At 70.9% G+C, this 21,253-nt stretch carries 26 protein-coding genes; 13 read left to right on the plus strand and 13 right to left on the minus strand.

The features are described from left to right. Nucleotides 1-16: 16 nt before the first annotated feature. From SGCZBJ_RS06480 to SGCZBJ_RS06495, 4 genes are all read left to right on the plus strand, one after another. Nucleotides 17-1,366, plus strand: coding sequence for a YceI family protein (locus SGCZBJ_RS06480; protein ID WP_101717184.1), 1,350 nt, complete (start codon nucleotides 17-19; stop codon nucleotides 1,364-1,366). Then, nucleotides 1,297-2,274 (plus strand): L-threonylcarbamoyladenylate synthase, encoded by a 978-nt coding sequence (locus tag SGCZBJ_RS06485; protein WP_101717185.1) that lies wholly within the window; start codon nucleotides 1,297-1,299, stop codon nucleotides 2,272-2,274. Before SGCZBJ_RS06480 ends, SGCZBJ_RS06485 begins: the two co-directional genes overlap by 70 nt. A 63-nt stretch (nucleotides 2,275-2,337) precedes the next feature. After that, complete coding sequence (locus SGCZBJ_RS06490) at nucleotides 2,338-2,850, plus strand: hypothetical protein (protein WP_101717186.1); 513 nt, start codon at nucleotides 2,338-2,340, stop codon at nucleotides 2,848-2,850. Nucleotides 2,851-2,961: 111 nt separating this feature from the next. Continuing rightward, on the plus strand, nucleotides 2,962-3,540 hold the full coding sequence (locus SGCZBJ_RS06495; RefSeq protein WP_165799258.1) for a TetR/AcrR family transcriptional regulator: 579 nt from the start codon (nucleotides 2,962-2,964) through the stop codon (nucleotides 3,538-3,540). Between the two features lie 51 nt (nucleotides 3,541-3,591). On the opposite strand, the gene SGCZBJ_RS06500 is transcribed toward SGCZBJ_RS06495, so the two are convergent. The 7 genes from SGCZBJ_RS06500 to SGCZBJ_RS06530 form a co-directional block, all read right to left on the minus strand. Beyond that, the gene (locus SGCZBJ_RS06500) at nucleotides 3,592-4,353 is read right to left on the minus strand and encodes an ABC transporter permease (protein ID WP_101717188.1); all 762 of its coding nucleotides are present in this window, start codon (nucleotides 4,351-4,353) and stop codon (nucleotides 3,592-3,594) included. Beyond that, complete coding sequence (locus tag SGCZBJ_RS06505) at nucleotides 4,350-5,276, minus strand: ABC transporter ATP-binding protein (protein WP_101717189.1); 927 nt, start codon at nucleotides 5,274-5,276, stop codon at nucleotides 4,350-4,352. The genes SGCZBJ_RS06500 and SGCZBJ_RS06505 overlap by 4 nt, the downstream gene beginning before the upstream one ends. Before the next feature lie 79 nt (nucleotides 5,277-5,355). Next, complete coding sequence (locus SGCZBJ_RS06510; protein WP_101717190.1) at nucleotides 5,356-5,715, minus strand: hypothetical protein; 360 nt, start codon at nucleotides 5,713-5,715, stop codon at nucleotides 5,356-5,358. A gap of 72 nt (nucleotides 5,716-5,787) precedes the next feature. Then, a complete protein-coding gene (locus SGCZBJ_RS06515) occupies nucleotides 5,788-6,900 on the minus strand; it encodes an ATP-binding protein (RefSeq protein ID WP_240621431.1) in 1,113 nt (370 codons plus the stop codon). A gap of 176 nt (nucleotides 6,901-7,076) precedes the next feature. Continuing rightward, entirely contained in the window at nucleotides 7,077-7,541 is a 465-nt protein-coding gene (locus tag SGCZBJ_RS06520; RefSeq protein ID WP_101717192.1) for an NfeD family protein, read from the minus strand. A gap of 4 nt (nucleotides 7,542-7,545) precedes the next feature. Beyond that, nucleotides 7,546-8,505 carry an SPFH domain-containing protein gene (locus SGCZBJ_RS06525; RefSeq protein ID WP_101717269.1) on the minus strand — a complete coding sequence of 320 codons (960 nt, stop codon included), beginning with the start codon at nucleotides 8,503-8,505 and terminating at the stop codon, nucleotides 7,546-7,548. An 80-nt stretch (nucleotides 8,506-8,585) separates the two neighbouring features. Further along, on the minus strand, nucleotides 8,586-9,032 hold the full coding sequence (locus SGCZBJ_RS06530) for a TIGR02301 family protein (protein WP_101717193.1): 447 nt from the start codon (nucleotides 9,030-9,032) through the stop codon (nucleotides 8,586-8,588). Between the two features lie 211 nt (nucleotides 9,033-9,243). Between SGCZBJ_RS06530 and SGCZBJ_RS06535 the strand changes: the two genes are divergently transcribed. The 6 genes from SGCZBJ_RS06535 to SGCZBJ_RS06560 all read left to right on the plus strand — a co-directional run bounded on the left by SGCZBJ_RS06535 (nucleotide 9,244) and on the right by SGCZBJ_RS06560 (nucleotide 13,643). After that, nucleotides 9,244-9,453, plus strand: a complete 210-nt coding sequence (locus SGCZBJ_RS06535) for a hypothetical protein (RefSeq protein ID WP_101717194.1) — start codon at nucleotides 9,244-9,246, stop codon at nucleotides 9,451-9,453. Nucleotides 9,454-9,523: 70 nt separating this feature from the next. Then, entirely contained in the window at nucleotides 9,524-10,285 is a 762-nt protein-coding gene (locus tag SGCZBJ_RS06540; protein WP_101717270.1) for a Crp/Fnr family transcriptional regulator, read from the plus strand. A 78-nt stretch (nucleotides 10,286-10,363) separates the two neighbouring features. Continuing rightward, complete coding sequence (locus tag SGCZBJ_RS06545) at nucleotides 10,364-11,500, plus strand: helix-turn-helix domain-containing protein (RefSeq protein WP_101717195.1); 1,137 nt, start codon at nucleotides 10,364-10,366, stop codon at nucleotides 11,498-11,500. A gap of 128 nt (nucleotides 11,501-11,628) precedes the next feature. Then, nucleotides 11,629-12,411, plus strand: a complete 783-nt coding sequence (locus SGCZBJ_RS06550) for a MipA/OmpV family protein (protein WP_101717196.1) — start codon at nucleotides 11,629-11,631, stop codon at nucleotides 12,409-12,411. Nucleotides 12,412-12,413: 2 nt separating this feature from the next. Further along, nucleotides 12,414-13,217: a CPBP family intramembrane glutamic endopeptidase gene (locus SGCZBJ_RS06555; RefSeq protein WP_101717197.1), complete on the plus strand. Its 804-nt coding sequence runs from the start codon at nucleotides 12,414-12,416 to the stop codon at nucleotides 13,215-13,217. Nucleotides 13,218-13,382: 165 nt separating this feature from the next. After that, entirely contained in the window at nucleotides 13,383-13,643 is a 261-nt protein-coding gene (locus SGCZBJ_RS06560) for a YjhX family toxin (RefSeq protein ID WP_101717198.1), read from the plus strand. 34 nt (nucleotides 13,644-13,677) lie between these two features. On the opposite strand, the gene SGCZBJ_RS06565 is transcribed toward SGCZBJ_RS06560, so the two are convergent. The 5 genes from SGCZBJ_RS06565 to SGCZBJ_RS06585 form a co-directional block, all read right to left on the minus strand. Continuing rightward, nucleotides 13,678-14,205, minus strand: a complete 528-nt coding sequence (locus SGCZBJ_RS06565) for a hypothetical protein (protein WP_101717199.1) — start codon at nucleotides 14,203-14,205, stop codon at nucleotides 13,678-13,680. Nucleotides 14,206-14,223: 18 nt separating this feature from the next. Next, on the minus strand, nucleotides 14,224-14,754 hold the full coding sequence (locus tag SGCZBJ_RS06570; RefSeq protein ID WP_101717200.1) for a hypothetical protein: 531 nt from the start codon (nucleotides 14,752-14,754) through the stop codon (nucleotides 14,224-14,226). Between the two features lie 23 nt (nucleotides 14,755-14,777). After that, nucleotides 14,778-15,419: an RcnB family protein gene (locus SGCZBJ_RS06575; protein ID WP_101717201.1), complete on the minus strand. Its 642-nt coding sequence runs from the start codon at nucleotides 15,417-15,419 to the stop codon at nucleotides 14,778-14,780. A 151-nt stretch (nucleotides 15,420-15,570) separates the two neighbouring features. After that, nucleotides 15,571-16,380: a bestrophin-like domain gene (locus SGCZBJ_RS06580; protein WP_101717202.1), complete on the minus strand. Its 810-nt coding sequence runs from the start codon at nucleotides 16,378-16,380 to the stop codon at nucleotides 15,571-15,573. 2 nt (nucleotides 16,381-16,382) lie between these two features. After that, nucleotides 16,383-17,399 (minus strand): 2-hydroxyacid dehydrogenase, encoded by a 1,017-nt coding sequence (locus tag SGCZBJ_RS06585; protein ID WP_101717203.1) that lies wholly within the window; start codon nucleotides 17,397-17,399, stop codon nucleotides 16,383-16,385. Nucleotides 17,400-17,511: 112 nt separating this feature from the next. Here SGCZBJ_RS06585 and SGCZBJ_RS06590 point away from each other — a divergent pair, with 112 nt between their 5' ends. Both SGCZBJ_RS06590 and SGCZBJ_RS06595 read left to right on the plus strand, forming a co-directional pair. Further along, a complete protein-coding gene (locus SGCZBJ_RS06590; RefSeq protein WP_101717271.1) occupies nucleotides 17,512-17,907 on the plus strand; it encodes a DNA breaking-rejoining protein in 396 nt (131 codons plus the stop codon). Next, the gene (locus SGCZBJ_RS06595) at nucleotides 17,904-18,908 is read left to right on the plus strand and encodes a L,D-transpeptidase (protein ID WP_101717204.1); all 1,005 of its coding nucleotides are present in this window, start codon (nucleotides 17,904-17,906) and stop codon (nucleotides 18,906-18,908) included. The genes SGCZBJ_RS06590 and SGCZBJ_RS06595 overlap by 4 nt, the downstream gene beginning before the upstream one ends. Nucleotides 18,909-19,034: 126 nt before the next feature. On the opposite strand, the gene SGCZBJ_RS06600 is transcribed toward SGCZBJ_RS06595, so the two are convergent. Beyond that, on the minus strand, nucleotides 19,035-20,000 hold the full coding sequence (locus tag SGCZBJ_RS06600; RefSeq protein WP_101717205.1) for an NAD(P)H-dependent flavin oxidoreductase: 966 nt from the start codon (nucleotides 19,998-20,000) through the stop codon (nucleotides 19,035-19,037). A 183-nt stretch (nucleotides 20,001-20,183) separates the two neighbouring features. Here SGCZBJ_RS06600 and SGCZBJ_RS06605 point away from each other — a divergent pair, with 183 nt between their 5' ends. Then, nucleotides 20,184-21,251 (plus strand): hypothetical protein, encoded by a 1,068-nt coding sequence (locus SGCZBJ_RS06605; protein WP_101717206.1) that lies wholly within the window; start codon nucleotides 20,184-20,186, stop codon nucleotides 21,249-21,251. Nucleotides 21,252-21,253 lie beyond the last annotated feature (2 nt).

The following is a 21,253-nucleotide window of genomic DNA, read 5'->3' on the forward strand; positions in this document are numbered from 1 at the left end:
AGTTAGGGACGGCCCAATGACCGCCGAGACGCTTTCAAAACCCGCCTCGGCGGCGGGTCCTTCCCGTTATTCGACGGTGGCGATCATCCTGCACTGGCTGATCGCCGCCGCTCTGATCTTCCAGGTGATCCTGGGATGGCGGGCCGACGACGGCCCCAAGGGCGCGGAAACCTTCGCCCTCTTCCAGCTGCACAAGTCGATCGGCATCACCATCCTGGTGCTCAGCGTCGCGCGCCTGCTGTGGAAATTCACCCACAGGTCGCCGCCGGCCCCGGCCGGCCAGCCGACCTGGGAAAAGCTGGCCGCCAGCGCCGTGCATGTCGGCTTCTACGTGATCATGATCGGCCTGCCCCTGACCGGCTGGATCATCGCCTCGACCAGCCGCATCAACATCCCGACCGTCCTCTACGGGCTGGTTCCCTGGCCGCACCTGCCGGGCCTGCCCGAGCTGGCCGCCGGGGCCAAGGACGCCTGGAACGACTTTGGCCACATCGGCCACAGCGTGCTGGTGAAGTTCACCTACGTGCTGCTGGCCCTGCACCTGGGCGCGGTGGCCAAGCACCAGATCCTCGACCGCGACGAGGTGTTCGGCCACATGGCCGCCGGCGCCAAGCCGGGGATCAAGGAGCCGCGCCTGTGGCTGGCCGCCGCCGGTTTCGCCGCCGTGGTCGCCGCCGGCTACCTCTACACCCCCGCCAAGGCCAAGGCGCCCCAGCCGGCGCCGGCCGAAAGCAGCGCCGACGACCTGGCCCTGCCCGACGAGGCGCCCGCCGCCGCAGCTCCGGCCGCGACGCAGGCCGGTCCCGCGACACCGGCCGCCCCGGCCGAAACCGCGGAAGCCGTTCCGCCCGCCGACAGCGCGCTGAAGGACCCGGTCGCCTGGGCGGTGCAGAAGGGCTCGCACCTCGACTTCAACCTGGCCTGGGCCGACACGCCGATCCAGGGCCGGTTCAGCCGCTGGACCGCCGACATACTGTTCTCGCCGGAAGCGCTCGATCGCTCGAAGCTGACCGTCAGTATCGACCTGGCCTCGGCCGGCACGGGCGACGGCCAGCGCGACGAGAGCCTGCAGGGCCCCGACTTCTTCAACACCTCGGCCAACCCCAAGGCGACCTTCACGGCGACCAAGTTCCGCAAGACCGCCGAGGGCCGCTTCGTGGCCGACGGCACGCTGGACCTGCGCGGCGTGAAAAAGCCGCTCAGCCTGCCCTTCAGCCTGAAGATCGACGGCGACACGGCCACGGCGCGCGGTGTAACCACCCTCGACCGGACCGCGTTCGGGGTTGGACAGGGCGAATGGGCGTCGACGGATCAGATACCGGCCAAGATCAAGGTGAGCTTCGCGCTCACGGCCAAGAAGAAGTAGTCCGCGCGGCGGGCGCGCTCGCCGCTGGCGGGCTCGTCCTGCTGCCCACCGAAACCGTCTACGGCCTCGGGGCGGACGCTTCCGACCCCGCGGCCGTGGCGGCGATCTTCGAGGCCAAGGGCCGTCCGCGCTTCAACCCGCTGATCGCCCACGTCGCCGACGTCGCCACCGCCGCCCGCATCGCCGCCTTCGACGATCGCGCGCGCGCCCTGGCGCAAGCCTTCTGGCCCGGCCCCCTGACCATCGTCGCCCCGATCGCCGATGCTTCGGCCGTCTGCGACCTGGCCCGCGCGGGGCTCGAGACCGTGGCCATCCGCGTGCCGGGGCATCCCCTGGCGCGGGCCGTGCTGACCGCGTTCGGCGGACCGGTCGTGGCCCCTTCGGCCAACCGCTCGGGCCGTCCCAGCCCCACCACCTTCCAGGACGCCTTCTCGGAAACGGGCGACAAGTGCGCCGCCGCGCTCGACGGCGGGCCCTGCCAGGTGGGCCTTGAATCCACCGTCGTCGCCGTGCTCGACGGCCCCGTGCGCCTGCTGCGCCCCGGCGCCGTCACCCGCGCCCAGCTCGAGGCGGTGGTCGGCCCGCTCGCCGAGGCGGACGACGACGCCAAGCGTTCGCCCGGCCGCCTCGCCTTGCACTACGCCCCCGATGCGCCGGTGCGGATCAATGCCGAAGCGCCGAACGTCGGCGAGGCTTTCCTGGCCTTTGGACCGTGGCCGGAGGGGGAGGGGGTGTTCAACCTCAGCCCCACGGGCGATCTGGCGCAGGCCGCCGCCAACCTGTTCTCGTATCTACGGGCGGCTGACCGCATCGCGCCGACGACCATCGCCGTGGCGCCGATCCCCGACCAGGGTCTGGGCGAGGCCATCAACGACCGCCTGCGCCGCGCAGCGGGGTTCGTGGGGTAGGCAAGACCACGCGGCCCCGGCTAGGGTCGATCCGAATCTCTAGTCTGGGTTGATGGGGCGCGTATGGGGGCGAAGGAACCGGTCAAGACGGCCGAAGCGCGGGAGCCGGCGTTCTGGGACCTGTGGCGCAGGCTCAAGAGCGACTTCTCCTGCTGGACCTTCATTCCATCGTGGTTCTACACGCCCGGCGCCTGGGGCTATCTGGGCGTCGACTTCGTCAGCGGCTTCCGCAGGAACCCCTCGACCCTGCGCGCCCTTGACCTGTTCAAGGGCGTCGACGACAGGACCTTCGACGCGGTGGCGGCCCTGGCGGCGCTGAACGCGCGGCGGCAGGAGCAGATGCTGCGGGCGGTGATCATCACCTACCTGACCGTGCCGGTGTCGGTGACGGCCCTGGTGGCCGAGATCGTCGGCGACGACCTGGGCACCTTCGTGCGCGAGAACATGACCAACGTCATCGCCGTGGTCGTGACCCTGACGATCGGTCCGCTCTCCTTCCTGTTCAGCAACTGGCGGGCCCGCCAGATCGTCGGGGTGCTGGACCTGGTCAGGATCGAGCGCGGCGCCGCCGACTGATCCCGACATACGCCGGGCGCAACGCATTTCACCCGCTGTCGAACGCTTGTAGGATCGGCCCGCGCCGGCCCGGCCGGTGCGCGTGTGGATCAGCGTAGGGGAGGGGCGAGGTTGGAGCGAGAGCGCAAGGCTTCCGCGCAGCGGCGCGACATCCTGATCGCCGCGACGGAGCGCGCCCAGGCGTCGGGCTTCCACTCCGCCACCATGGACCAGATCGCCCGCGGCGCGGGCCTGAGCGTCGGGCAGGTCTATCGCCACTTCGAGAACAAGGACGCCATCATCGGCGCGGTGGCCCAGGCGCGGGCTCGCAAGGTGCTGGACCCGTTCGAGCACCACGCCCAGGGCGAGCCGGTGCTGGAGACCCTGCTGCGCGACGCGCCCTCGGCGCTGCGCCAGGCTCGCGACAGCAAGGTGGCGGCCCTGGACCTGGAGATCCTGGCCGAGGCCGAGCGCAACGCCGTGGTCGCCCAGGTGGTGCACGACGTCGAGACCGCCCAGTTGGAGCGCGGCGTCGAGGCCCTGGCGCCGTTCCGCAAGCCGGGCTGGACCGACGACGACATGGTCGCCCGCATCGCCTTCCTCGGCCTGATCCTCGACGGCCTGCAACTGCGCGGGGCGCGCGGCTCCACCGCCGCGCCGGCGGCGATGGAGCGGGCCTATCGCGACATCATCGCCGCGCTGTTCGGCTGAGTTTCTGCGTGGTCCTCGTCCCAGATCCTGAATGTTGATCCGACCCCAGCGTCAGTTCTTCAGGCGGTAGCCGGTCTTGAAGACCCAGGCGATGATCGCCAGGCACAGCACCAGCACGCCGCAGGTGGCCGCCAGGCTGACGCCGACGCCCACGTCCGAGGTGCCGAAGAAGCTCCAGCGGAAGCCGCTGACCAGGTAGACCACCGGGTTGAACAGCGAGATCGTCCGCCACACGCCCGGCAGCATGTCGATCGAATAGAAGCTGCCGCCCAGGAAGGTCAGGGGCGTGATCACCAGCAGCGGCACGATCTGCAGCTTCTCGAAGCTGTCGGCCCAGATGCCCAGGATGAAGCCGAACAGGCTGAAGGTCACCGCCGTCAGCACCAGGAAGGCGGCCATGAACAGCGGGTGCTGGATCTCGAACGGCACGAACAGGCGCGCCGTGGCCAGGATGATGACGCCTAGCATCAAGGACTTGCTGGCCGCCGCGCCGACATAGCCCAGCACGATCTCGAACGGCGAGACGGGGGCCGACAGCACCTCGTAGATCGTGCCCGACCACTTGGGCATGTAGATGCCGAACGAGGCGTTCGACAGGCTCTCGGTCAGGATCGACAGCATGATCAGGCCCGGCACGATGAACGCGCCGTAGGGCACGCCGTCGACGGCGGTCATGCGCGAGCCGATGGCCGCGCCGAAGACGACGAAATACAGGGACGTCGACAGCACCGGCGAGGCGATGCTCTGCAGCAGCGTGCGGAAGGTCCGCGCCATCTCGAAGCGGTAGATGGCGGCGACGGCGTGAATGTTCATGGCCGGTCCTTCACCAGGCTGACGAAGATCTCCTCGAGGGAGCTCTGGCGGGTGTTGAGGTCGGTGAAGTCGACGCCCTCGGCCGACAGGCGGCGCAGCAGCGGGGCGATGCCGGTCTCGGCGGCCTGGGCGTCGAAGCTGTAGACCAGCTCGGTCCCGTCGGCGGTCAGCTCCAGCGCGTAGTCCGACAGGCCGGCGGGCACGGCTTCCAGGGGCGCCTGCAGGTGCAGGGTCAGCTGCTTCTTGCCCAGCTTCTGCATCAGGGCGGCCTTGTCCTCCACGAGGATGATCTCGCCTTTGCGGATCACCCCCACCCGGTCGGCCATCTCCTCGGCCTCCTCGATGTAGTGGGTGGTGAGGATGATGGTGACGCCCGTCTCGCGCAGCTTGCGGACCATCTCCCACATGTCGCGACGCAGCTCGACGTCGACGCCGGCGGTGGGTTCGTCGAGGAACAGGATCGACGGCTCGTGCGACAGGGCCTTGGCGATCATCACCCGCCGCTTCATGCCCCCCGACAGGGTCATGATCTTGGCGTCCTTCTTGTCCCACAGCGACAGGTCGCGAAGGATCTTCTCGATCAGGGCGGGGTTGGCCGGCTTGCCGAACAGGCCGCGGCTGAAGGTGACCGTGGCGATCACCGTCTCGAAGGCGTCGGTGGTCAGCTCCTGCGGCACCAGGCCGATCTTGGTGCGGGCCGGGCGGTACTCGCGGGCGATGTCGTGGCCGTCGGCGATGATCGTGCCCGTGCTCGGCCGCACGATGCCGCAGATGATGCTGATCAGCGTGGTCTTGCCCGCGCCGTTGGGGCCGAGCAGGGCGAAGATCTCGCCGCGATTGATGGTCAGGTCGACCTGCTTGAGGGCCTGGTGGCCCGAGGCGTAGGTCTTGGTCAGACCCGACACCGTGATGATGGGTTCCACCCGTCTGTTCCCTCTCGTCCGTGCGGTCCGCGCCCAGATGGGGGCGCGGGGCGAAAAGCGCCAGTGGCGAGCGATGCGCCTAGTTCGATCCCAGGGCGTCGGCCAGGTGGCAGGACTTGCCGGCCTTCAGGCCTTCCAGGGCGATGACGTCCAGGGCGTTACCGTCCTGGCCCTCGATCTCGACATACTGGCCGATGACCTCGACATAGACCGGCGCCTTCAGGGTCTGGAGTTTCTCGCGCAGCTTGGCGACCGGCCTTTCCTGTTCCTCGGCGCGATCGCGCAGGACGTAGCGGTTGGCGGCCAGGTCGCAGCGGGTGAGGATCACCTGGTCCTTCTGGACGTCCACCGTGCCGATATAGAGGTCCTGGGCGAGCGCCGCGCTGGCGGCCATGCTCAGCAGGGCCGCGCCGGCCAGCACGCAAATCGATCTCTGCATCAAAACTCCGTCGAACTGCTCTGGGCTGGGGCTGGCCTAGCCTGTGGCCGCGCCGGGATCTGTCAGTAGTCGTCAGCTGGCGCGGCGAGCCGAGCGGAGCATGCGTCCAAGCTCGCCGATCGCATAGGGCTTTTGCAGCACCGGGAAGCCGTGGTGGGCGTCGTCGGCCAGCACCTGGCTATAGCCGCTGGTCAGCACCACCGGCAGGCCGGGCCAGCGGCTGCGAATGCGCTTGGCCAGTTCCAGGCCGCTGATGCCGGGCATGACCACGTCGGTGAAGACGTAGTCGAAGGCGTCGCCGCGTTCCTCCAGCACGGCGATGGCGCGCTGGCCGTTGGCGACGAGGCAGGTCTCGTAGCCCAGGTCCTGCAGCAGCTGGCGCGCGAAGTCGCCCACCTCGGCGTTGTCCTCGACGATGAGAATAGCGCCGTGCTCGTCGGCGGCCGTCTCCACGGCGTCGGCGGCCTCCGTCTCGGCCGCGGCGTCGACCTGCGGCAGGTACAGCGTGAAGGTCGAGCCTTCGCCCTCCAGGCTTTCGACGTCCACGTCGCCGCCCGACTGCTTGGCGAAGCCGAACACCTGCGAGAGGCCAAGGCCGGTGCCCTTGCCGACGTCCTTGGTGGTGAAGAACGGCTCGAAGATCTGGTCCAGCACCCGGGGCGACATGCCAGAGCCGGTGTCGGTGATCGAGACGGCGACGAACGCTCCCTCATGGGCGCCTTGCCCGCGCAGCGCCGGCAGCGACGCGGCCTCGTAGGCGCGGATGACGAGGTCGCCATCGCCGTCCATGGCGTCGCGCGCGTTCACCGCCATGTTGACCAGGGCGGTCTCGAACTGGCTGGCGTCGGCCTCTACGAAACAGGGGGCCAGGCAGGGCTCGACGGTCAGGCGGATGCGGCCGCCCACGATGGCGCCCAGCATGTCGGCGACGCTGGCGATCCGCGCGCCGACGTCGAAGGTGGTCGGCTTCAGGGTCTGGCGGCGGGCGAAGGCCAGCAGCTGCGCGGTGAGCTTGGCGGCGCGGTCGGCGGTTTCGGCGATCGCATCCAGGTAGCGCTCGCGTTTGGCCTCGGGCAGCGAGGGGCGGCGCAGCAGCTCGGCGGAAGAGCGGATGACGGTCAGCAGGTTGTTGAAGTCGTGCGCCACGCCGCCGGTCAGCTGGCCGATGGCTTCCAGCTTCTGCATCTGGCGGACCTGGCCGCCGAGAGCGGTCTTTGACGCGGGCGCGGGCGATATTACAGCACAGCCTGGACGCCTTGGCCGTCTGCTAGACGACATTGCGAGCGTATGGGCGCGGACGCCAAACTTAAGCTTCCGCGCGCATCGTAACGCATGAAGCGGCGAAAGGCGCCGCCGGTTCTTCAACGAACCGTCAGCACCGCGCCGTGCACGCCCACCACCGAGACCCGCGTTCCGGTTTCTGGCGCGGTCTCGCCTTCGGCTTCGCCCTCCGTCTGGGCGGCCCATTCCTTGCCGTCGACGAACACCCGGCCGCGGCCGTTCTCGAAGGCGGCGACCACCTCGGCCGGGCGGCCGAGCAGGCGCAGGGTGGGATCGTTGAGGTCGGGATCGGGCCCGGCCAGGGCCGGCCGCAGGAAACGGCGGGCGAAGTAGGTGCTGGCGATGGTCAGTACGGCGAAGAGGGCGATCTCCACCGGCAGGTTGGTCGGCAGCAGCAGGGCTACAACCCCCACCGCCGCCGCCGAGGCGGCGGGCCACAAGAGCCAGCCGGTGCCGGTGCCCACCTCGATCGCCAGGAACACGGCCGCCGCCGACAGCCACAGCCAGAAGGGATGGTTGACGTAGAAGTCGATCAGGCCGGTCATGGCCTCAGCCTCCCTTGCGCGGCGTGCTGGTCGGCACGGCCGCGGAGCGCACGGGCGGGGCGGCGTCCGGTCCGCCCAGCGAGCGGATCAGTTCGCCGACCCCGGCCACCGTGCCGGTGATGCCGGCGAAGTCGGCCGGCACGATCACGGTCTTGGCGTTGGGCGAGCGGGCTAGGTCCCCGAACGCCTCGACGTATTTCTGGGCCACGAAGTAGTTGATGGCGTTGACGTCGCCGCGGGCGATGGCCTCCGACACGAAGGCGGTGGCCTTGGCTTCGGCCTCGGCTTCCCGCTCGCGGGCCTCGGCGTCGCGATAGGCGGCCTCGCGGCGGCCTTCGGCCTGCAGGATGGCCGACTGCTTGGCGCCTTCGGCGCGGGCGATCTGGGCCTGCTTCTCGCCCTCGGCCTCGGTGATCACGGCGCGGCGCTCGCGCTCGGCCTTCATCTGGCGGGCCATGGCGTTGGTGATGTCGGCCGGCGGGGTCAGGTCCTTGATCTCGATGCGGGCGACCTTGACGCCCCACGGGCCGGTGGCGTCGTCGATGGTGGCCAGCAGGCGCGAGTTGATGTGGTCGCGTTGCGAGAGCACCTCGTCCAGCTCCATCGAGCCGACCACGGTGCGCAGGTTGGTCTGGGCCAGCTGGGTGATGGCGTAGATCAGGTTGTCGACCCGATAGGCCGCGGCCGAGGCGTCCATCACCTGGATGAAGACGATGGCGTCGACGGTCACCGACACGTTGTCCTTGGTGATGACCTCCTGCTTGGGAACGTCGAGCACCTGCTCCATCATGTTCACCCGCCGGCCGATGGTCTCGACGAAGGGGGTCAGGATGCTGATGCCGGGCTTGAGCGTGCGGGTATAGCGGCCGAAGCGCTCGACGGTGAACTCGCGGCCCTGGGGCACGATCTTGATGACGTTGACGACCAGCAGAATCGCCAGCACGAGCAGGACCAGGGGAACCAGATAAGCGGCCAAGTCTACGCCTCCCGAAGGGGCCGGCCCGGCGGCCCTCGCCGCCGGTCGCCTGCGCCCATGGGACGAGGTTAGCGCGGGGCTCGCCCGTCCGCCACGGAATCCGGCGAAGCTTGCGCGGGATCGTTGATCACCACCGTCTGCGACAGCTTGGAGGCGAGGGCGCGGCCGCGCTGGGCGGCCTGGCGTTCGGCGCGGCGGCTCTCGGGGGAGCAGCCTTCCGGATGGCCGGCTTGGCTGGCCGCGAAGCCGCCGTTGAAGCGGTCGCGCAGCCTGTCGGTGAAGGCCGAGTCGGACGCTTCCACATCGATCAGCCGCATCATCCGGGCGCGCCAGAACTGGTCGCCCGCGCCTTCGCAGGCCTGGCGCAGGGCGTGGCTCTGGCCCAGCGCATAGGCCAGGTCGAGCAGGCGCTGGCGGTCGGCCGGCTCGCGTTCCTGGGCGTGCGCCGACAGGGCCGCCGGAACGGTCAGCAGTAGGGCCGCCAGGGGCGGAACGAGAGCGCGCGCGCGAAGCATGGGGCCATTATCGTCGCAAGCCGCGCGCCTGTCATCGCCGCGCCCGCGGCGGGCGAGCTTGGCCATTTCATCCACAGCCCGGCTTGCCCTTTTAGAGTCGAAACTTCGACTCTTCAGGGCCTTGCTATCAACAAGGATCGGCGTCAGGCTGTGGATAAGTCAGGGGCGGCGAGAAACGACCACTCCGACAGCGCAGAAGGGAGGACGTGTCATGGCCGAAGTGCATTACGGCGTCGTCCAGGTGGGCGACCGGTGGACCATCATCGGCGACCAGCTCCGGTTCGGGGCCTACCGCAACCGTCACGAAGCCGAACGCGCCGCCACCCGGCTGGCCGAGCAGGCGACGGGCCTTGGCCTGCCGGTGCGCATGCACCTGCAGGACGAAACCGGGCAGCTGCACAGGCCCACCCTGCTGAGCTGAAGGCCTCACGCAACGAAAGGCGGCCTCCGCGCGCTTTAACGGTGAGCAAGCGCCGCCGTTGGATGCCGCCATGGCCGACTCCGCAGAACTGACCGACCGAGACGCCCGCGCCGAGCGGGTCACCCAGGCCTATGCGGGAAATCGCCTGCTGCTGGCCTTGCCCGACGAGGCGCGCGCCGCCCTCAAGACGGGCCTGTCCCTGACCGCCCTGGCGCGGGGGCAGGTGCTGTTCGACGTCGGCGAGGACGTACGCAACACCTACCTGCCGTGCCGGCCGACCATGGTCGCCCTGCTGGTGGTCACCGCCGAGGGCCGCGAGGTCGAGGCCGCCACCGTCGGCTGGGAAGGCGCGCTGGGCGGCATCGTCAGCGGCGGGCTGAAGCCTGCCTATGGCCGCGCCGTGGTGCAGGTGCCCGGACCCGCCTTCGTGGTGCCAACCGCGCGCCTGGACGAGATGCGCCAGCGCTTTCCGGGCATGGGCGACCTCTTCACCCGCTACGCCGACGCCATGATCGCCCAGATGATGCAGTCGGTGGCCTGCAACGCCCTGCACACCATCGAGCAGCGCTGCTGCCGCTGGCTGCTGTCGGCCCACGACCGCTCGGGCGAGGACGTCGTGCGCCTGACCCAGGAGGCCCTGGCCGACATGATGGGCGTGCAGCGCACCACCGTCACCGCCGCGGCCAAGGTGCTGCAGGCCGACGGGATCATCCAGACCCGCCGCGGCCGGGTGGAGATCCTCGACCGCCGCAAGCTCGAGCGCCGGGCCTGCGAGTGCTACGGCCAGGTCGAGGCGCACTTCGAGCGGCTGCTGCCCGAGATCAAGGACTAGGGGAGGCTCGCCCCGCGATTGCGTCGACCGGCGTTACGCGACACTCTCCGCGCCGTTTTCATCCGGGCGCTGGGCAAGATGGCCGACACAGTGGTGCTGATCCTGGCCTCGGCGGCGGCCGGCGTGGGGCTGTTCGCGGCCGCGCAGCTGGGCGTGCGGCGCGACTGGCGCAGGGCGCCCTCGACCGCCCTTGCGGTGTTCCTGCTGCTCAGCGCGCTGTCGGGCCTGGACCTGATGCTCGACCGAGCCGGCGCCTATGCCGCCGCGCCCTGGGCGACGGGGATCCTGTGGACCACCTCGCTGGGCCTGGGCCCGTCGATCCTGGCCTATGTGCTGGCCATGACCGGCGATCCGGAACGGGGCTGGACCTGGGGCCGCGTCGCGCGCATCGGCTGGCCGGCGGGCGTCGCCATGTTGCTGGTGCTGCCGTTCTTCCTGCTGCCGGTCTCCACCCGGCTGGCGGTCTATACCGGCGCGGGCGCCGACGCCGATCCGCTGGCCGGACCGCTGCAACTGGCCTTCGTGGCGCTGTTCCTGGCCGTGACCCTGGGCTACCTCGCCGCCGCCTTCGCGGTGATAAGCCGCCACGTGCGGCGCGTGCGCGACCTGTTCTCCAACCTCGAGGACCGCACGCTGAGCTGGCTGCGGGCCCTGCTGCTGGTGATGCTGGCCGCCTGGATCTGGGGGGCGGTGAAGTCGGCCCTGGCGGCCGGCGCCGCGCATGAGGGGTGGCTGGACGCGGCGGCGGCCGCCGTCGAGCTGGCCTGGACCGTCGCCATCGGCCTCTTTGGCCTGTCGCAGAAGCCGATCTACACGCCCCAGACCGAGACGCCGCAGGCGCTGCCGGCCGCCGGCAAGTACGCGCGTTCCGCCTTGCCGCAGGCACGCCAGGTCGAGATCGCCGCCCGCCTGGAACAGGCCATGCGCGGCCAGGCTCTCTATCGCGATCCGCTGCTGTCGCTGAGCGGCCTGGCCGGCCGCATCGGCGTCACGCCCAACCACCTGTCGCAGGTGCTGAACGAGCACCTTGGCCAGAGCTTCTTCGACTACGTCAATCGCTGGCGGGTGGAGGAGGCGGTGGCCCGCATCGGCGCCTCCGACGAGCCGATCCTGGCCATCGCCTACGAGGTCGGCTTCAACTCGCGCTCGACTTTCAACACCGCGGTGAAGAAGCACGCCGGCCGGCCGCCCAGCGCCTTCCGCCCGGCCGCCTGAGCCCTTCATCCACGTCCTGACCGGCAGGATCGGACGCCTTGCGGCTCCGGGCCTGCCCGTTCGGACGACGCCCACAGCCGCCCCGTCCAGGGTCGTGACCGTCCTCCCCTCGTTTCGAGAGAACCGTCATGATCGATCGCCTGTCCGGCGCCGCCCTGCTCGCCCTCTGCCTGCTGGTCGCCCTGTCCCCGCCCGCCCAAGCCGAAGAGACCGAGCGGCTGTTCCTGCTCGGAGCCGGGGCCTATGTCGCCTCCAACCCCTATGAGAGCGCCAAGGAGAAGGCCGGGACCGGCGTCTTGCCGCTGTTCTTCTACCAGGACCGCCGCGTCACCGCCGACCTCAGCGGCCTGGCCGTGAAGGCCTATGCGAGCGATCGCTTCACCCTAGAGGGCCGCATTGCGCCGCGCTTCCAGCTGGTCGATCCCAAGGAGACCCGCGATTTCGCCTTCCTGCAACGCGACGTCGGCATCGACGTCGGCGGCCGGGCCAGCGCCGCCTTCGGCCCGGCGACGCTCAGCCTCGAGTACCTGGCCGACGTCTCCGGCGAGACCAAGGGCCAGGAGGTCAATCTCGACCTGACCCTGGAAGCCGCGCCGAGCGAGCGGTTGACGCTCCAGGCCGTGGCCGGCCTGTCGTGGAAGGACGAGAAGCTCTCCACCTGGCTCTACGGCCTCAAGGCCGGCGAGGTCGGGGCGGCCAGGGCCTACGAGTTTGGTCGTACACGCGGCGCGCCGTCGGGCGGGGTGGTCGTGCCGTCGCTGGGCGCCCAGGCCCGTTACCGGATCGGCGAGCGGGCCTATGTGATCGCCGCCGCCGAGGTCGAGCTGTTCGACGACGACATCACCAGGAGCCCCCTGGTGGCCAAGAAGAGCGCCGCGGCCGGCTTCGTCGGCCTGGTCCGCCGGTTCTAGGCATGATCCCCGTGCACGCGACCCTGATCTCGCCCGGCGTGCCGGCGCGGCTGGTCGCCGTCGGCCGGACGGCGGCGATCCTGCTGATCTGGCTGGCGGCCACGGCGCCGATGGCGGTTCTGGCCTGGATCGTCGCGCCCCGGCTGATGGCGCCCGGCGATCCGCTGCCGGGCCTGGTCTTCTGGCGCATGATGGTGCTGGGCATGGCCTGGCAGCTCGTCTTGTCGCTGGTGGTGCTGAAGCTTGAGGGGGTAAGCCTGCGCTGGCCCGAGCTGCGCCGGCGGCTGTGGCTGACGCCGCCGGTCTGGCGCTCGACCGGGCGGCCGTTTCTGGGCGCCTTCCTGCTGGTCCCGCTGTTCGTCGCCCTGGGCTTCCTCGGCGACGAGGCCGCCACCCTGCTGTTCCAGGCCACGCCCCTCGGCGAGCGGCTGGCCGGGTTGGCCCCGCCTTTCGCGATGATCGAGCACCTGATCACGCCGGAGGCGCGGGGGCGGTGGGATATCCTGGGGCTCGCCCTCGTCTCCAGCCTGTTCAACTACGGCCTGGGCGAGGCGCTGCTGTTTCACGGCGTGCTGCTGCCGCGCATGGAGCGGGCCTGGGGGCGGTGGGCGTGGCTGGGCAACGGCCTGCTGTTTTGCGCCTACCACGTGCACAAGTTCTGGCTGATGCCGGGGCTGGTGATCAGCTGCCTCTGCTACGCCCTGCCGGCCCAGGCCTTCCGCTCCAACTGGCTGGCGGTGGTCATCCATGGGGTGGAGGGGCTGGTGCTGATCGCCGCCGTGCTGGTGGTGATCCTGCAGCCGTGAGGTTGCGAAGATCACGGTTCTGCGGCATCAAGCCCGCATGTTCATGCCTGAGCTTGTCTGAACGGCTGCCGCACGCCTCCGGCGCGCGGCTCGCAGCCCGAACCTAACCGCCGCTTGACGCGGCGCGTTCGGGCTTGGCCGAACTCCAGACTGGCTTTTTCCCAAATGAATATCTCGAGAGACGAGCAGCGCGTGCTGCACGTCATGGCCCAGGGCGGCTGCGTGCGCGCCTATCGCGACGAGGGCCGTCGCATCACCCGCGTCGAATGCGTCACCCGTGACGGGCTGGTGCTCGCCAGCTGCAACCTGGCGGTCTTCGGCAAGCTGAAGCGCAAGCGCCTGATCGAGTCCCGCGCGTCGGGGCCCTATCGCATCTCCCGCCGCGGCCGCGAGGCCGTGCGTCCGCAACTGGACAACAGGGGATAGGGGGCTGGGGCCGGACGCGAAAGCGTCCGGCCCTTCACGGCTTGGCCGGGGTCTGCGGCGCCGGCGCGGTCGAGGGATCGGTCGGCGCGCCGGCGGCGAACAGGTGGGTCTCCGAAGCGCCGCCCTTCACCTTGGCGGCGTCCTCGCAGAACTGGGTCTTGTCGTCGGCGTGCGAGCCGATCATCGCCCCGCTGGCCATGCCCAGGAACATGATCACCGCGTCGCGCTGGTGGGCCTTTTCGGCGTCGGTCTGCTCGGGCGGACCCAAAGCCAGCACGGCGTCGACGGCGCGGCCCATCTTCAGGGGATCGACCTCGAGGTCCGGGCACAGCGACGAGGCGGCCATGAAGTAGCCCATGTTGAGGATCCGGCCCTGCTGCTCGGCCGTGAAGGTCGGCGTCATCAGGTCGGCCAGCAGGGCGCCGGTCTCCTGGCGGGCGGCGTCCTTGCCGACCGGCGCCGGCGCGGTGGCGGGGTCCGTCTTGGCGGCGGGCTTGGGCGTGCAGCTGGCGGCCAGCGCGGCCGCGGCCAGGGTGAACGTCAGGGTGCGGAGGGTGTGCATGATCTGGTCCTCCGGGCCTTAGTAGCGGTAGCCGAATTCGCGCGACGTCCACGACGGCGAGTAGCCGCGTCCGCGCTCGTAGCAGGCCCGTTGCGAGGGGTAGCAGTCGACGCCCCGGGCCGGCGAGTAGGGCGGATCGCGGCGGCGGTCGTCGTCGTCGCGGTAGCGGTCGTCCTCGTGCTTCTTCTTCGACGAGGCGGCGGCCGCGGCCAGGATGCCGATGGCCAGGGCACCGGCGACGATGGCCCCGGTGTTGTCCTTCTTGCCGCCCTTGCCCGCGTTGCATTCCGAGGTCGGCCGCCGGTCGATGGTGTCGTAGCGGCCGTCGTCGACGAACAGGTTGATGCATTCGCGGTTGCCCGGATGCCACCAGTACTGCACGCCGCCGTCGGCGTGATCGAGCTGGTAGCCGCGCGAGCGCAGGCTGTTTTCGCCCTGGCCGGCGCGGGCGCCGATCAGGTCGCGGGGCTGGGCGACGGCGGCCAGCGAGGTCGCCAGCACGCCAAGGCCCGCGACGACCGCCACGGCGGCCTTCGTCGTCCTGTTCATCGAGGTCTCCCGGTTGGAGGCGATCAGTAGAAGGCGCCGTAGATCACGTCGACGACGCGGCCGGTGCGCCACTCGACCAGCAGCAGGTCGGGTCCGTACCGCACCCAGTGATAGCCGTAGGGCGGGCCGCCCAGGCCCAGGCGCCAGTAGTCGTCGAAGATGTAGCCCGACGACAGGAACAGCCCCGGCAGGATCCCGCCGATGGCCCAGCGGCGATAACGCTGACCAGGCGGATAGCGCCAGCGGCCGCCCTGGATCGGCCGGAAGCCGGACGGGCGACCCGCGCCGGGACGATGCGGACCCATCGGCGGGGTGGGGCGCGGCCGACTGGGCGGGCGCTGGCCGGAGGGCGGGCGCGGGGCCGGGGGCCGCGACGGGGAACCGCCGCCGGGACGTCCGGGCTGCGAGCCTCCGCCGCCGGGATGTCCGGGCCCGTGGCCGGGACCCTGGCCGGAGCCCTGTCCCGGAGGACGGCCGCCGCCCGATCCGGGGCCCGAGCCTTGGCCGGGGCGCTGCCCGCCCGGACCTTGGCCGGGCCCTTGGCCGCCGGGGCCGCCTTGTCCGGGGCCTTGACCTCCTGGGCCGTGGTTCCCGTGGCCCTGGGCGTGCGCCAGGCCGGGCAGGACGGCCAGCAGGCCGAAGGAGAGAAGCTTGCGGCGGTCCATTGGCGGCTCCTGCGGAAAGGGAGGAAGGACGTCTCGCGCCGGTCGACGCCGGGTAGGTCGCCAGCAAAGACCCAATCTGGCCCAGCTTCAACCCATGGCTTCAGCGCCGCCGCACGTTTTTGCGCGAAACGCGCAAGAGCGGCCGGGCGCTTCAATGCGGCTGGGCCACCAGGCGCTGGGCCGGCGGCGGGGCGTGCTCCAGCGACCGCACCAGCCGCTGCATCGGTCCCTGGTCGATGCGGATAGAGCCGCTGCGGGCCCGGTCGAGATCCAGGATCAGCGTCAGGGCCAGGGTCAGCAGCAGAAACAGCAGGCCCGACACCAGGCGATGCTGGTGGTGCGGGGCGGGCAGGGTGTAGCCGAGCACGGCGGCCACCACGACGGCATAGACCACCAGCACCATGAACACCGTGGTCGGCAGCGGAGCGTTGTGGGCGGCCTCGCGCTCGACCCCGACGGCCAGGGCGTCGTTGACCCCCTGCACCACCAGCGGCGCGAAGGGCCGGTCGCGCACGTTGCGGGCCGCGCGCAGGGTCTCGCCCTGGATCGCCTTGCGCAGCCGCGCCGACTGCTCGGCGAAGGGCGGCTTGCGAGCGGCGTCCGCCTCGCCATAGGAAAGGCGCACCTCGGCATAAGCGCGCACCAGCTCCACCAGCCGTCCCGACGCCGGCTGGTCCAGCAGCCTCACCCGCATGTCGGCAGTGTTCAGCGCGGCGGCTTCGGCCACCAGCAGGTTGTAGCGGGTCTCGTAGCGGTCTAGCGCCAGGCCGAAGGTGAAGGCGATCAGCAGGGCCAGCAGGCCCAGCACCCCCGACAGCACGTAGCCGGACTCGCTGGCCACGTGCCCCTCGCCCGACAGCCGCCGGGCCAGCCACGAGGCGCCCTCCCGCGCCAGCACCAGCAGGACGAACAGCGTGGCGGCGACGACGGTCAGCGAGGTCTCGTTGAGAAAGCGGTCCATGCTCATGGCGACGGGCGGACCTGCTGGGCGGTGACGGCGTTGGTCGGCGTCTGGCCCGCCTCGATCTCGCCAAGACTGGCCAGGGTGGTCTGCGCGATGGCCGACAGCGCCTCTTCCGTCAGGAAGGCCTGGTGGCCGGTGATCAGCACGTTGGGGAAGGTCAGCAGACGCTGGAAGACGTCGTCCTGGACGATCTCGTTCGACAGGTCCTCGAAGAACAGGTCGGCCTCCTGCTCGTAGACGTCCAGCGCCACCCCGCCGATCTTGCGGCTCTTCAGGCCCTCGATCAGGGCGGCGGTGTCGATCAGCGCGCCGCGGCTGGTGTTGACGATGGTCAGGCCGTCGCGGGCGGCGGCGATGGCGGCCGCGTCGATCAGGTAGCGGGTGTCGGGCGTCAGCGGGCAGTGCAGGGTGACGATGTCGGCCTGCCGCAGCAGGGCGTCGCGGGCGACGTACTCCACCCCGATGGCGACCAGTTCGGGGTCCTCGATCAGGTCGCTGGCCAGCACCCGGCAGCCAAAGCCCAGTCGCAGGGTCCGGGCCGCCAGGGCGCCGATGCGGCCCGTGCCGACCACCCCGACGGTGCGGCCCGACAGGTTGCGGCCCATCAGGCCGTCGAGGGCGAAGTTGTTCTCGCGCACCCGGCCCCAGGCGCGGGCGATGTTGCGGTCCAGCGCCAGCAGCAGGCCGACGGTGAACTCGGCCACGGCTTCCGGCGAATAGGCCGGCACCCGCACCACGGTGATCGACAGGCGCTCGGCCTCGGCCAGGTCGACATTGTTGTAGCCGGCGCAGCGCAGGGCCACCGCCCGCGTGCCGCCCGCCGCCAGGATCCTTAAGGCCGCCGCGTCCAGCCGGTCGTTGACGAACACGCAGACCGCCGGATAGCCGGCCGCCAGCGAGGCGGTGGTCACGTCCAGCCGAGCCTCGAAATAGTCGATGGCATGTTCACCGGCGGCGTTGGCCCGATCCAGGAAGCGGCGATCGTAGGCCTTGGTCGAAAACACGGCGACGCGCACGGGCAAGCTCCAGACTGTGGACTGCGGCGACTATCGATGGTTCGTGCGATTGCGCCTAGCCCGGGGCTCAACCTATCCTCGCTTCCAGGCCTTCGCCGCCCAGGAGATCGACATGCTCGCCCGCACGCTCGCCGCGCTTTGCCTGCTGGCCGCCGTTCCCGCCATGGCTCAGGACGCCGCCCGCACCGAGACGGTGCATTTCGCCAAGGGAACCTCGTCCAAGACGATCAAGGGTTCGATCAAGGGCTATGCGTCCGTGAACTACAAGGTCGGGGTCGCCGCCGGCCAGACCCTGAAGGTCGACTTCAAGCCGAGCAACGCCTCGGCCTATTTCAACATCACCGCCCCGGGCGCCGACGCGGCGATATTCGTCGGCTCGACCTCGGGCGCCAGCGCTGCGGTCAAGATCCCGTCCAGCGGCGACTACACCGTGCAGGTCTACCTGATGCGCAACGCCGCGCGCCGCAACGAAACCGCCGCCTACACCCTGACCATCGCCGCCAAATGAGCCTTTCGAGACGCGAACTGGGCCTCGTCCTGGCCGCCGGCCTGACAGCGCCCGGCGCGGCCCTGGCCCAGGGTGCCAAGGCCAGCTCGGCCGTGGAACTGGCCCGCACGGGCGAGACGCTGAAACCCGGCCAGTGGGTGTGGGCCCCGCAGATCGCGCCCAAGGGGCCGGTCGTGGTGCATGTCGACCTGTCGCGGCAGCTGGCGACGGTCTATCGCAACGGGGTGCGCATCGCCGTCTCCACCGTGTCCAGCGGCAAGGAGGGTCACGAGACCCCGACCGGCGTGTTCACGATCCTGCAGAAGGACGCCGACCACCGGTCCAGCCTCTACAACAGCGCCCCCATGCCCTATCAGCAGCGGCTGACCTGGGACGGGGTGGCGCTGCACGCCGGCGGCCTGCCGGGCTATCCGGAAAGCCACGGCTGCGTGCACCTGCCGATGGGCTTCGCCAAGCTGCTGTTCGGGATCACGCCGATGGGCGGCACGGTGATCGTGGTCGGCAAGGCCGGCGATCGGCCCGCCGACATGCCGCAGGCGGCCGGGGTGCTGGGCATGGCGATGAACGCCGGCTTCGAAGCGGGGGCCGAGCCGCCGCCCTATGGCGAGGACTGGCGCTGGGCGCCGGAGGCTTCGCCGACGGGTCCCGTCACCATCATCGCCTCGCGCAGCGACGGGCGGGCGGTGGTGCTGCGCAACGGCGTCGAGATCGGCCGCGCCGGCGTCGTCTTCCCCGACGAGGACTTCCAGACCCACGTGCTGGTCTGCACCGGCGTCGAGGACGGCGTGCCGCGCTGGGCCTATGTCGGCGCGCCCGGCCACGAGGACGAGGCCGACCGGCCGCTCGATCCGGACCTGATGGCCAAGACCCGGATGCCCGACGGTTTCCGCGCGGCGGTGCGCAAGGTGATCGTTCCCGGCACGACGATCCTGGCCACCCAGTCGCCGCTGGCGCCCGATACCAGCGGCAAGCATCTGACGGTGCTGTCGTCGGGGCGATAGCCCCGAAAGGTCAAGCGTTGTCCTCGTCCTTCGACAGGCTCAGGATGAGGACCATTTCGAACTCGGCGGGTCAGGAGAGGACCTCACCCTGAGCTTGTCGAAGGGCGAGGTTCTCTCCCGCTCCCCTCAAGCCACCAGCGCCGCGCTGCGGCGGATCGCCGCCTCTGCCTCGGCGACCAGGTCGGCGACGATCTGCCTGGCCGGCAGCACCTGGCGGATGCCGCCGGCGCTCTGGCCCATGGCCAGGCACGAGCGGTCGGGGTCCAGGCCCTCGGTCTGGCCGCCGATGCCGCCCAGCACCCCTGCCTGGACGCTGGCCATGGCCTGCAAGGGGAAGGGCTGGATCTCGGCCGGGCGCGTCTCCCAGTCGTCGACATAAGGATTGGCGCGCACCCGCATCGGCTTGCCGGAATAGCAGCGGGTGCGGACGGTGTCCTCGTCGCGGGCGGCCAGCACGGCGTCACGGTAGATGTCGCCGGCGTGGGCCTCGAAGCTGGCGATGAAGCGGGTGCCCATCCACACGCCCTGCGCGCCCAGCGCCAGGGCGGCGGCCAGGCCCCGGCCGTCGTGCAGGCCGCCGGCCGCGATCACCGGGATGTCGACGGCCTCGACGGCCTGAGCCACCAGCGGCAGGGTTCCGACCAGGCCCGTATGGCCGCCGCCCTCGCCGCCCTGGCAGATCACCGCGTCGCAGCCGGCGTCGCGCGCCTTCTGGGCATGGCGCACCGTGCCGCAGACCACCATCACCTTCAGTCCCGCCGCGTGCAGCCGCGCGATGATCGGGGAGGGCACGCCCAGGCCCGCGACGAAGGCGCTGGCCCCTTCCTCGATGATGACGTCGACGCTGGCGGTCAGGGCGTCGGGCGTGGCGGCCAGCAGGTCGACGCCGAACGGCCTGTCGGTGAGGGCGCGCACCTGGCGCATCTGCCGGCGGATGAAGTCGGGCGATGTGCCGGCCATCCCCAATACGCCATAGCCGCCCGCCGCCGACACCGCCGCGGCGAGGGGCGCGTAGGACACCCCGCCCATGCCGGCCAGCAGGATCGGATGCTCGACGTGCAGCAGGTCGCACAGCGGCGTGCGCAGGGCCATGGCGGATCTCCCTTCTGGCGGGCTCTCGGACGGAGCCGTTGTTGCGAGTGTGCGCCCCATGCCGGCCGCTGCAATCCTTCCGCGACGGCGCCTGTTCTCCTGGGTGTGATTGTTCACTTACTTTTCTGTGGCGCGCGAGCCTCGGTCGTGTTTTCCTCCCTGGGTTGGATCTGGAAGGCTGGCATGCGCGGGCGGATCGGATTGTCGGCGGCTCTGGCCGGACTGTTGGTCTTGGCGACCGGGGCCTCGCAGGCGGCGGCCGGCGAGGCGGCGATCGGCGACCTGATCGGGTTGTCGCCGGTCGAGGTGCGGACCCGCCTGACCGGCGCGGCGGCGCAGGCCCCCCTGACGCGGGGCTTCGAGGTCGCCGACGGCGGCGGGACGGACGCCTATTTCACCCTCGACCAGCTGGTCTCCGACCCCAGGCGGCTTCGCCAGCAGGCGATCTGGCGCACCCATGGCGACGGGCCCTTCGACCCGGAGGCCCCGATTTGTGGCGCGCGGCTGGCTTCGGCCCTGGGCGACCGTGTTGTGGGCGATCCGGTCCTGGTGTTCCGCGACGGGCGACTGGCGGCGGTGCTGCGTCCGGCGCCGGCTTCGCCCAGGCCGTCCGCGCCGTCGATCGAGGATCGCAAGGCCTACGAGCGCTGGGTCCGCCAGGCCCGGCCCTCGCCGTTCGCGGCGGCTTTCGGCCAGCTGCCTCTGGAGGACGGGCGGGGCTTTCTGGCGCGCTGGTCGAAGGATGCGGCGGAGCCGGGCGACCAGCTGTCTGCGGCCTGCGCGCCTGGATCGCGTCCGCCGACCGTGGGCAAGTCGGCCGGGCGGCGGGGGCTAAGCAACAGCGACATGCAGGGCCTGGCCCTGCTGCCGTTTGCGGTGAAGCTGCCGGCCATGAACCGCGATCGCGAGCGGGCGCGCGAGCAGGGCGCGGCGACCCTGGCGGGCCTCAGCGTGGGCCAGCGCCTGCCGACTGATCCCAAGGCCTTCGCGCGCGGGCAGTACGGCCTGCGCTGGCACGGTTCGACGCGACCGGATTATGGCGTGCTGACCGTCGACCTGGGCGGCTGGAAAAGCCGCAATCTCTCCGACAAGCGCGACGCGGCTCTGGTCGGGATCGAGGACGGGGTGGTGGCCTGGATATCGCCGCCGGGCGGCGTGGGGCCGGGTGCGGGCCTGCTGTGCGTCGACGGCGAAGGGCAGGCCGGCGCGCCGCGCCCCGGCTGCTGGGGCTGGGGGAACTACCGGCCCTAGGG

The sequence above is a fragment of the Caulobacter zeae genome (genome assembly GCF_002858925.1).
In the GTDB taxonomy this organism is placed as follows: Bacteria; Pseudomonadota; Alphaproteobacteria; order Caulobacterales; family Caulobacteraceae; genus Caulobacter; species Caulobacter zeae.

Coding starts and splice junctions, on each gene's coding strand:
- SGCZBJ_RS06480 (WP_101717184.1), top strand. CDS start 17: ATGACCGCCGAGACGCTTTCAAAACCCGCCTCGGCGGCGGGTCCTTCC.
- SGCZBJ_RS06485 (WP_101717185.1), top strand. CDS start 1,297: ATGGGCGTCGACGGATCAGATACCGGCCAAGATCAAGGTGAGCTTCGC.
- SGCZBJ_RS06490 (WP_101717186.1), top strand. CDS start 2,338: ATGGGGGCGAAGGAACCGGTCAAGACGGCCGAAGCGCGGGAGCCGGCG.
- SGCZBJ_RS06500 (WP_101717188.1), bottom strand. CDS start 4,353: ATGAACATTCACGCCGTCGCCGCCATCTACCGCTTCGAGATGGCGCGG.
- SGCZBJ_RS06510 (WP_101717190.1), bottom strand. CDS start 5,715: ATGCAGAGATCGATTTGCGTGCTGGCCGGCGCGGCCCTGCTGAGCATG.
- SGCZBJ_RS06515 (WP_240621431.1), bottom strand. CDS start 6,900: ATGCAGAAGCTGGAAGCCATCGGCCAGCTGACCGGCGGCGTGGCGCAC.
- SGCZBJ_RS06520 (WP_101717192.1), bottom strand. CDS start 7,541: ATGACCGGCCTGATCGACTTCTACGTCAACCATCCCTTCTGGCTGTGG.
- SGCZBJ_RS06530 (WP_101717193.1), bottom strand. CDS start 9,032: ATGCTTCGCGCGCGCGCTCTCGTTCCGCCCCTGGCGGCCCTACTGCTG.
- SGCZBJ_RS06535 (WP_101717194.1), top strand. CDS start 9,244: ATGGCCGAAGTGCATTACGGCGTCGTCCAGGTGGGCGACCGGTGGACC.
- SGCZBJ_RS06540 (WP_101717270.1), top strand. CDS start 9,524: ATGGCCGACTCCGCAGAACTGACCGACCGAGACGCCCGCGCCGAGCGG.
- SGCZBJ_RS06545 (WP_101717195.1), top strand. CDS start 10,364: ATGGCCGACACAGTGGTGCTGATCCTGGCCTCGGCGGCGGCCGGCGTG.
- SGCZBJ_RS06550 (WP_101717196.1), top strand. CDS start 11,629: ATGATCGATCGCCTGTCCGGCGCCGCCCTGCTCGCCCTCTGCCTGCTG.
- SGCZBJ_RS06555 (WP_101717197.1), top strand. CDS start 12,414: ATGATCCCCGTGCACGCGACCCTGATCTCGCCCGGCGTGCCGGCGCGG.
- SGCZBJ_RS06560 (WP_101717198.1), top strand. CDS start 13,383: ATGAATATCTCGAGAGACGAGCAGCGCGTGCTGCACGTCATGGCCCAG.
- SGCZBJ_RS06565 (WP_101717199.1), bottom strand. CDS start 14,205: ATGCACACCCTCCGCACCCTGACGTTCACCCTGGCCGCGGCCGCGCTG.
- SGCZBJ_RS06570 (WP_101717200.1), bottom strand. CDS start 14,754: ATGAACAGGACGACGAAGGCCGCCGTGGCGGTCGTCGCGGGCCTTGGC.
- SGCZBJ_RS06575 (WP_101717201.1), bottom strand. CDS start 15,419: ATGGACCGCCGCAAGCTTCTCTCCTTCGGCCTGCTGGCCGTCCTGCCC.
- SGCZBJ_RS06580 (WP_101717202.1), bottom strand. CDS start 16,380: ATGGACCGCTTTCTCAACGAGACCTCGCTGACCGTCGTCGCCGCCACG.
- SGCZBJ_RS06590 (WP_101717271.1), top strand. CDS start 17,512: ATGCTCGCCCGCACGCTCGCCGCGCTTTGCCTGCTGGCCGCCGTTCCC.
- SGCZBJ_RS06595 (WP_101717204.1), top strand. CDS start 17,904: ATGAGCCTTTCGAGACGCGAACTGGGCCTCGTCCTGGCCGCCGGCCTG.
- SGCZBJ_RS06600 (WP_101717205.1), bottom strand. CDS start 20,000: ATGGCCCTGCGCACGCCGCTGTGCGACCTGCTGCACGTCGAGCATCCG.
- SGCZBJ_RS06605 (WP_101717206.1), top strand. CDS start 20,184: ATGCGCGGGCGGATCGGATTGTCGGCGGCTCTGGCCGGACTGTTGGTC.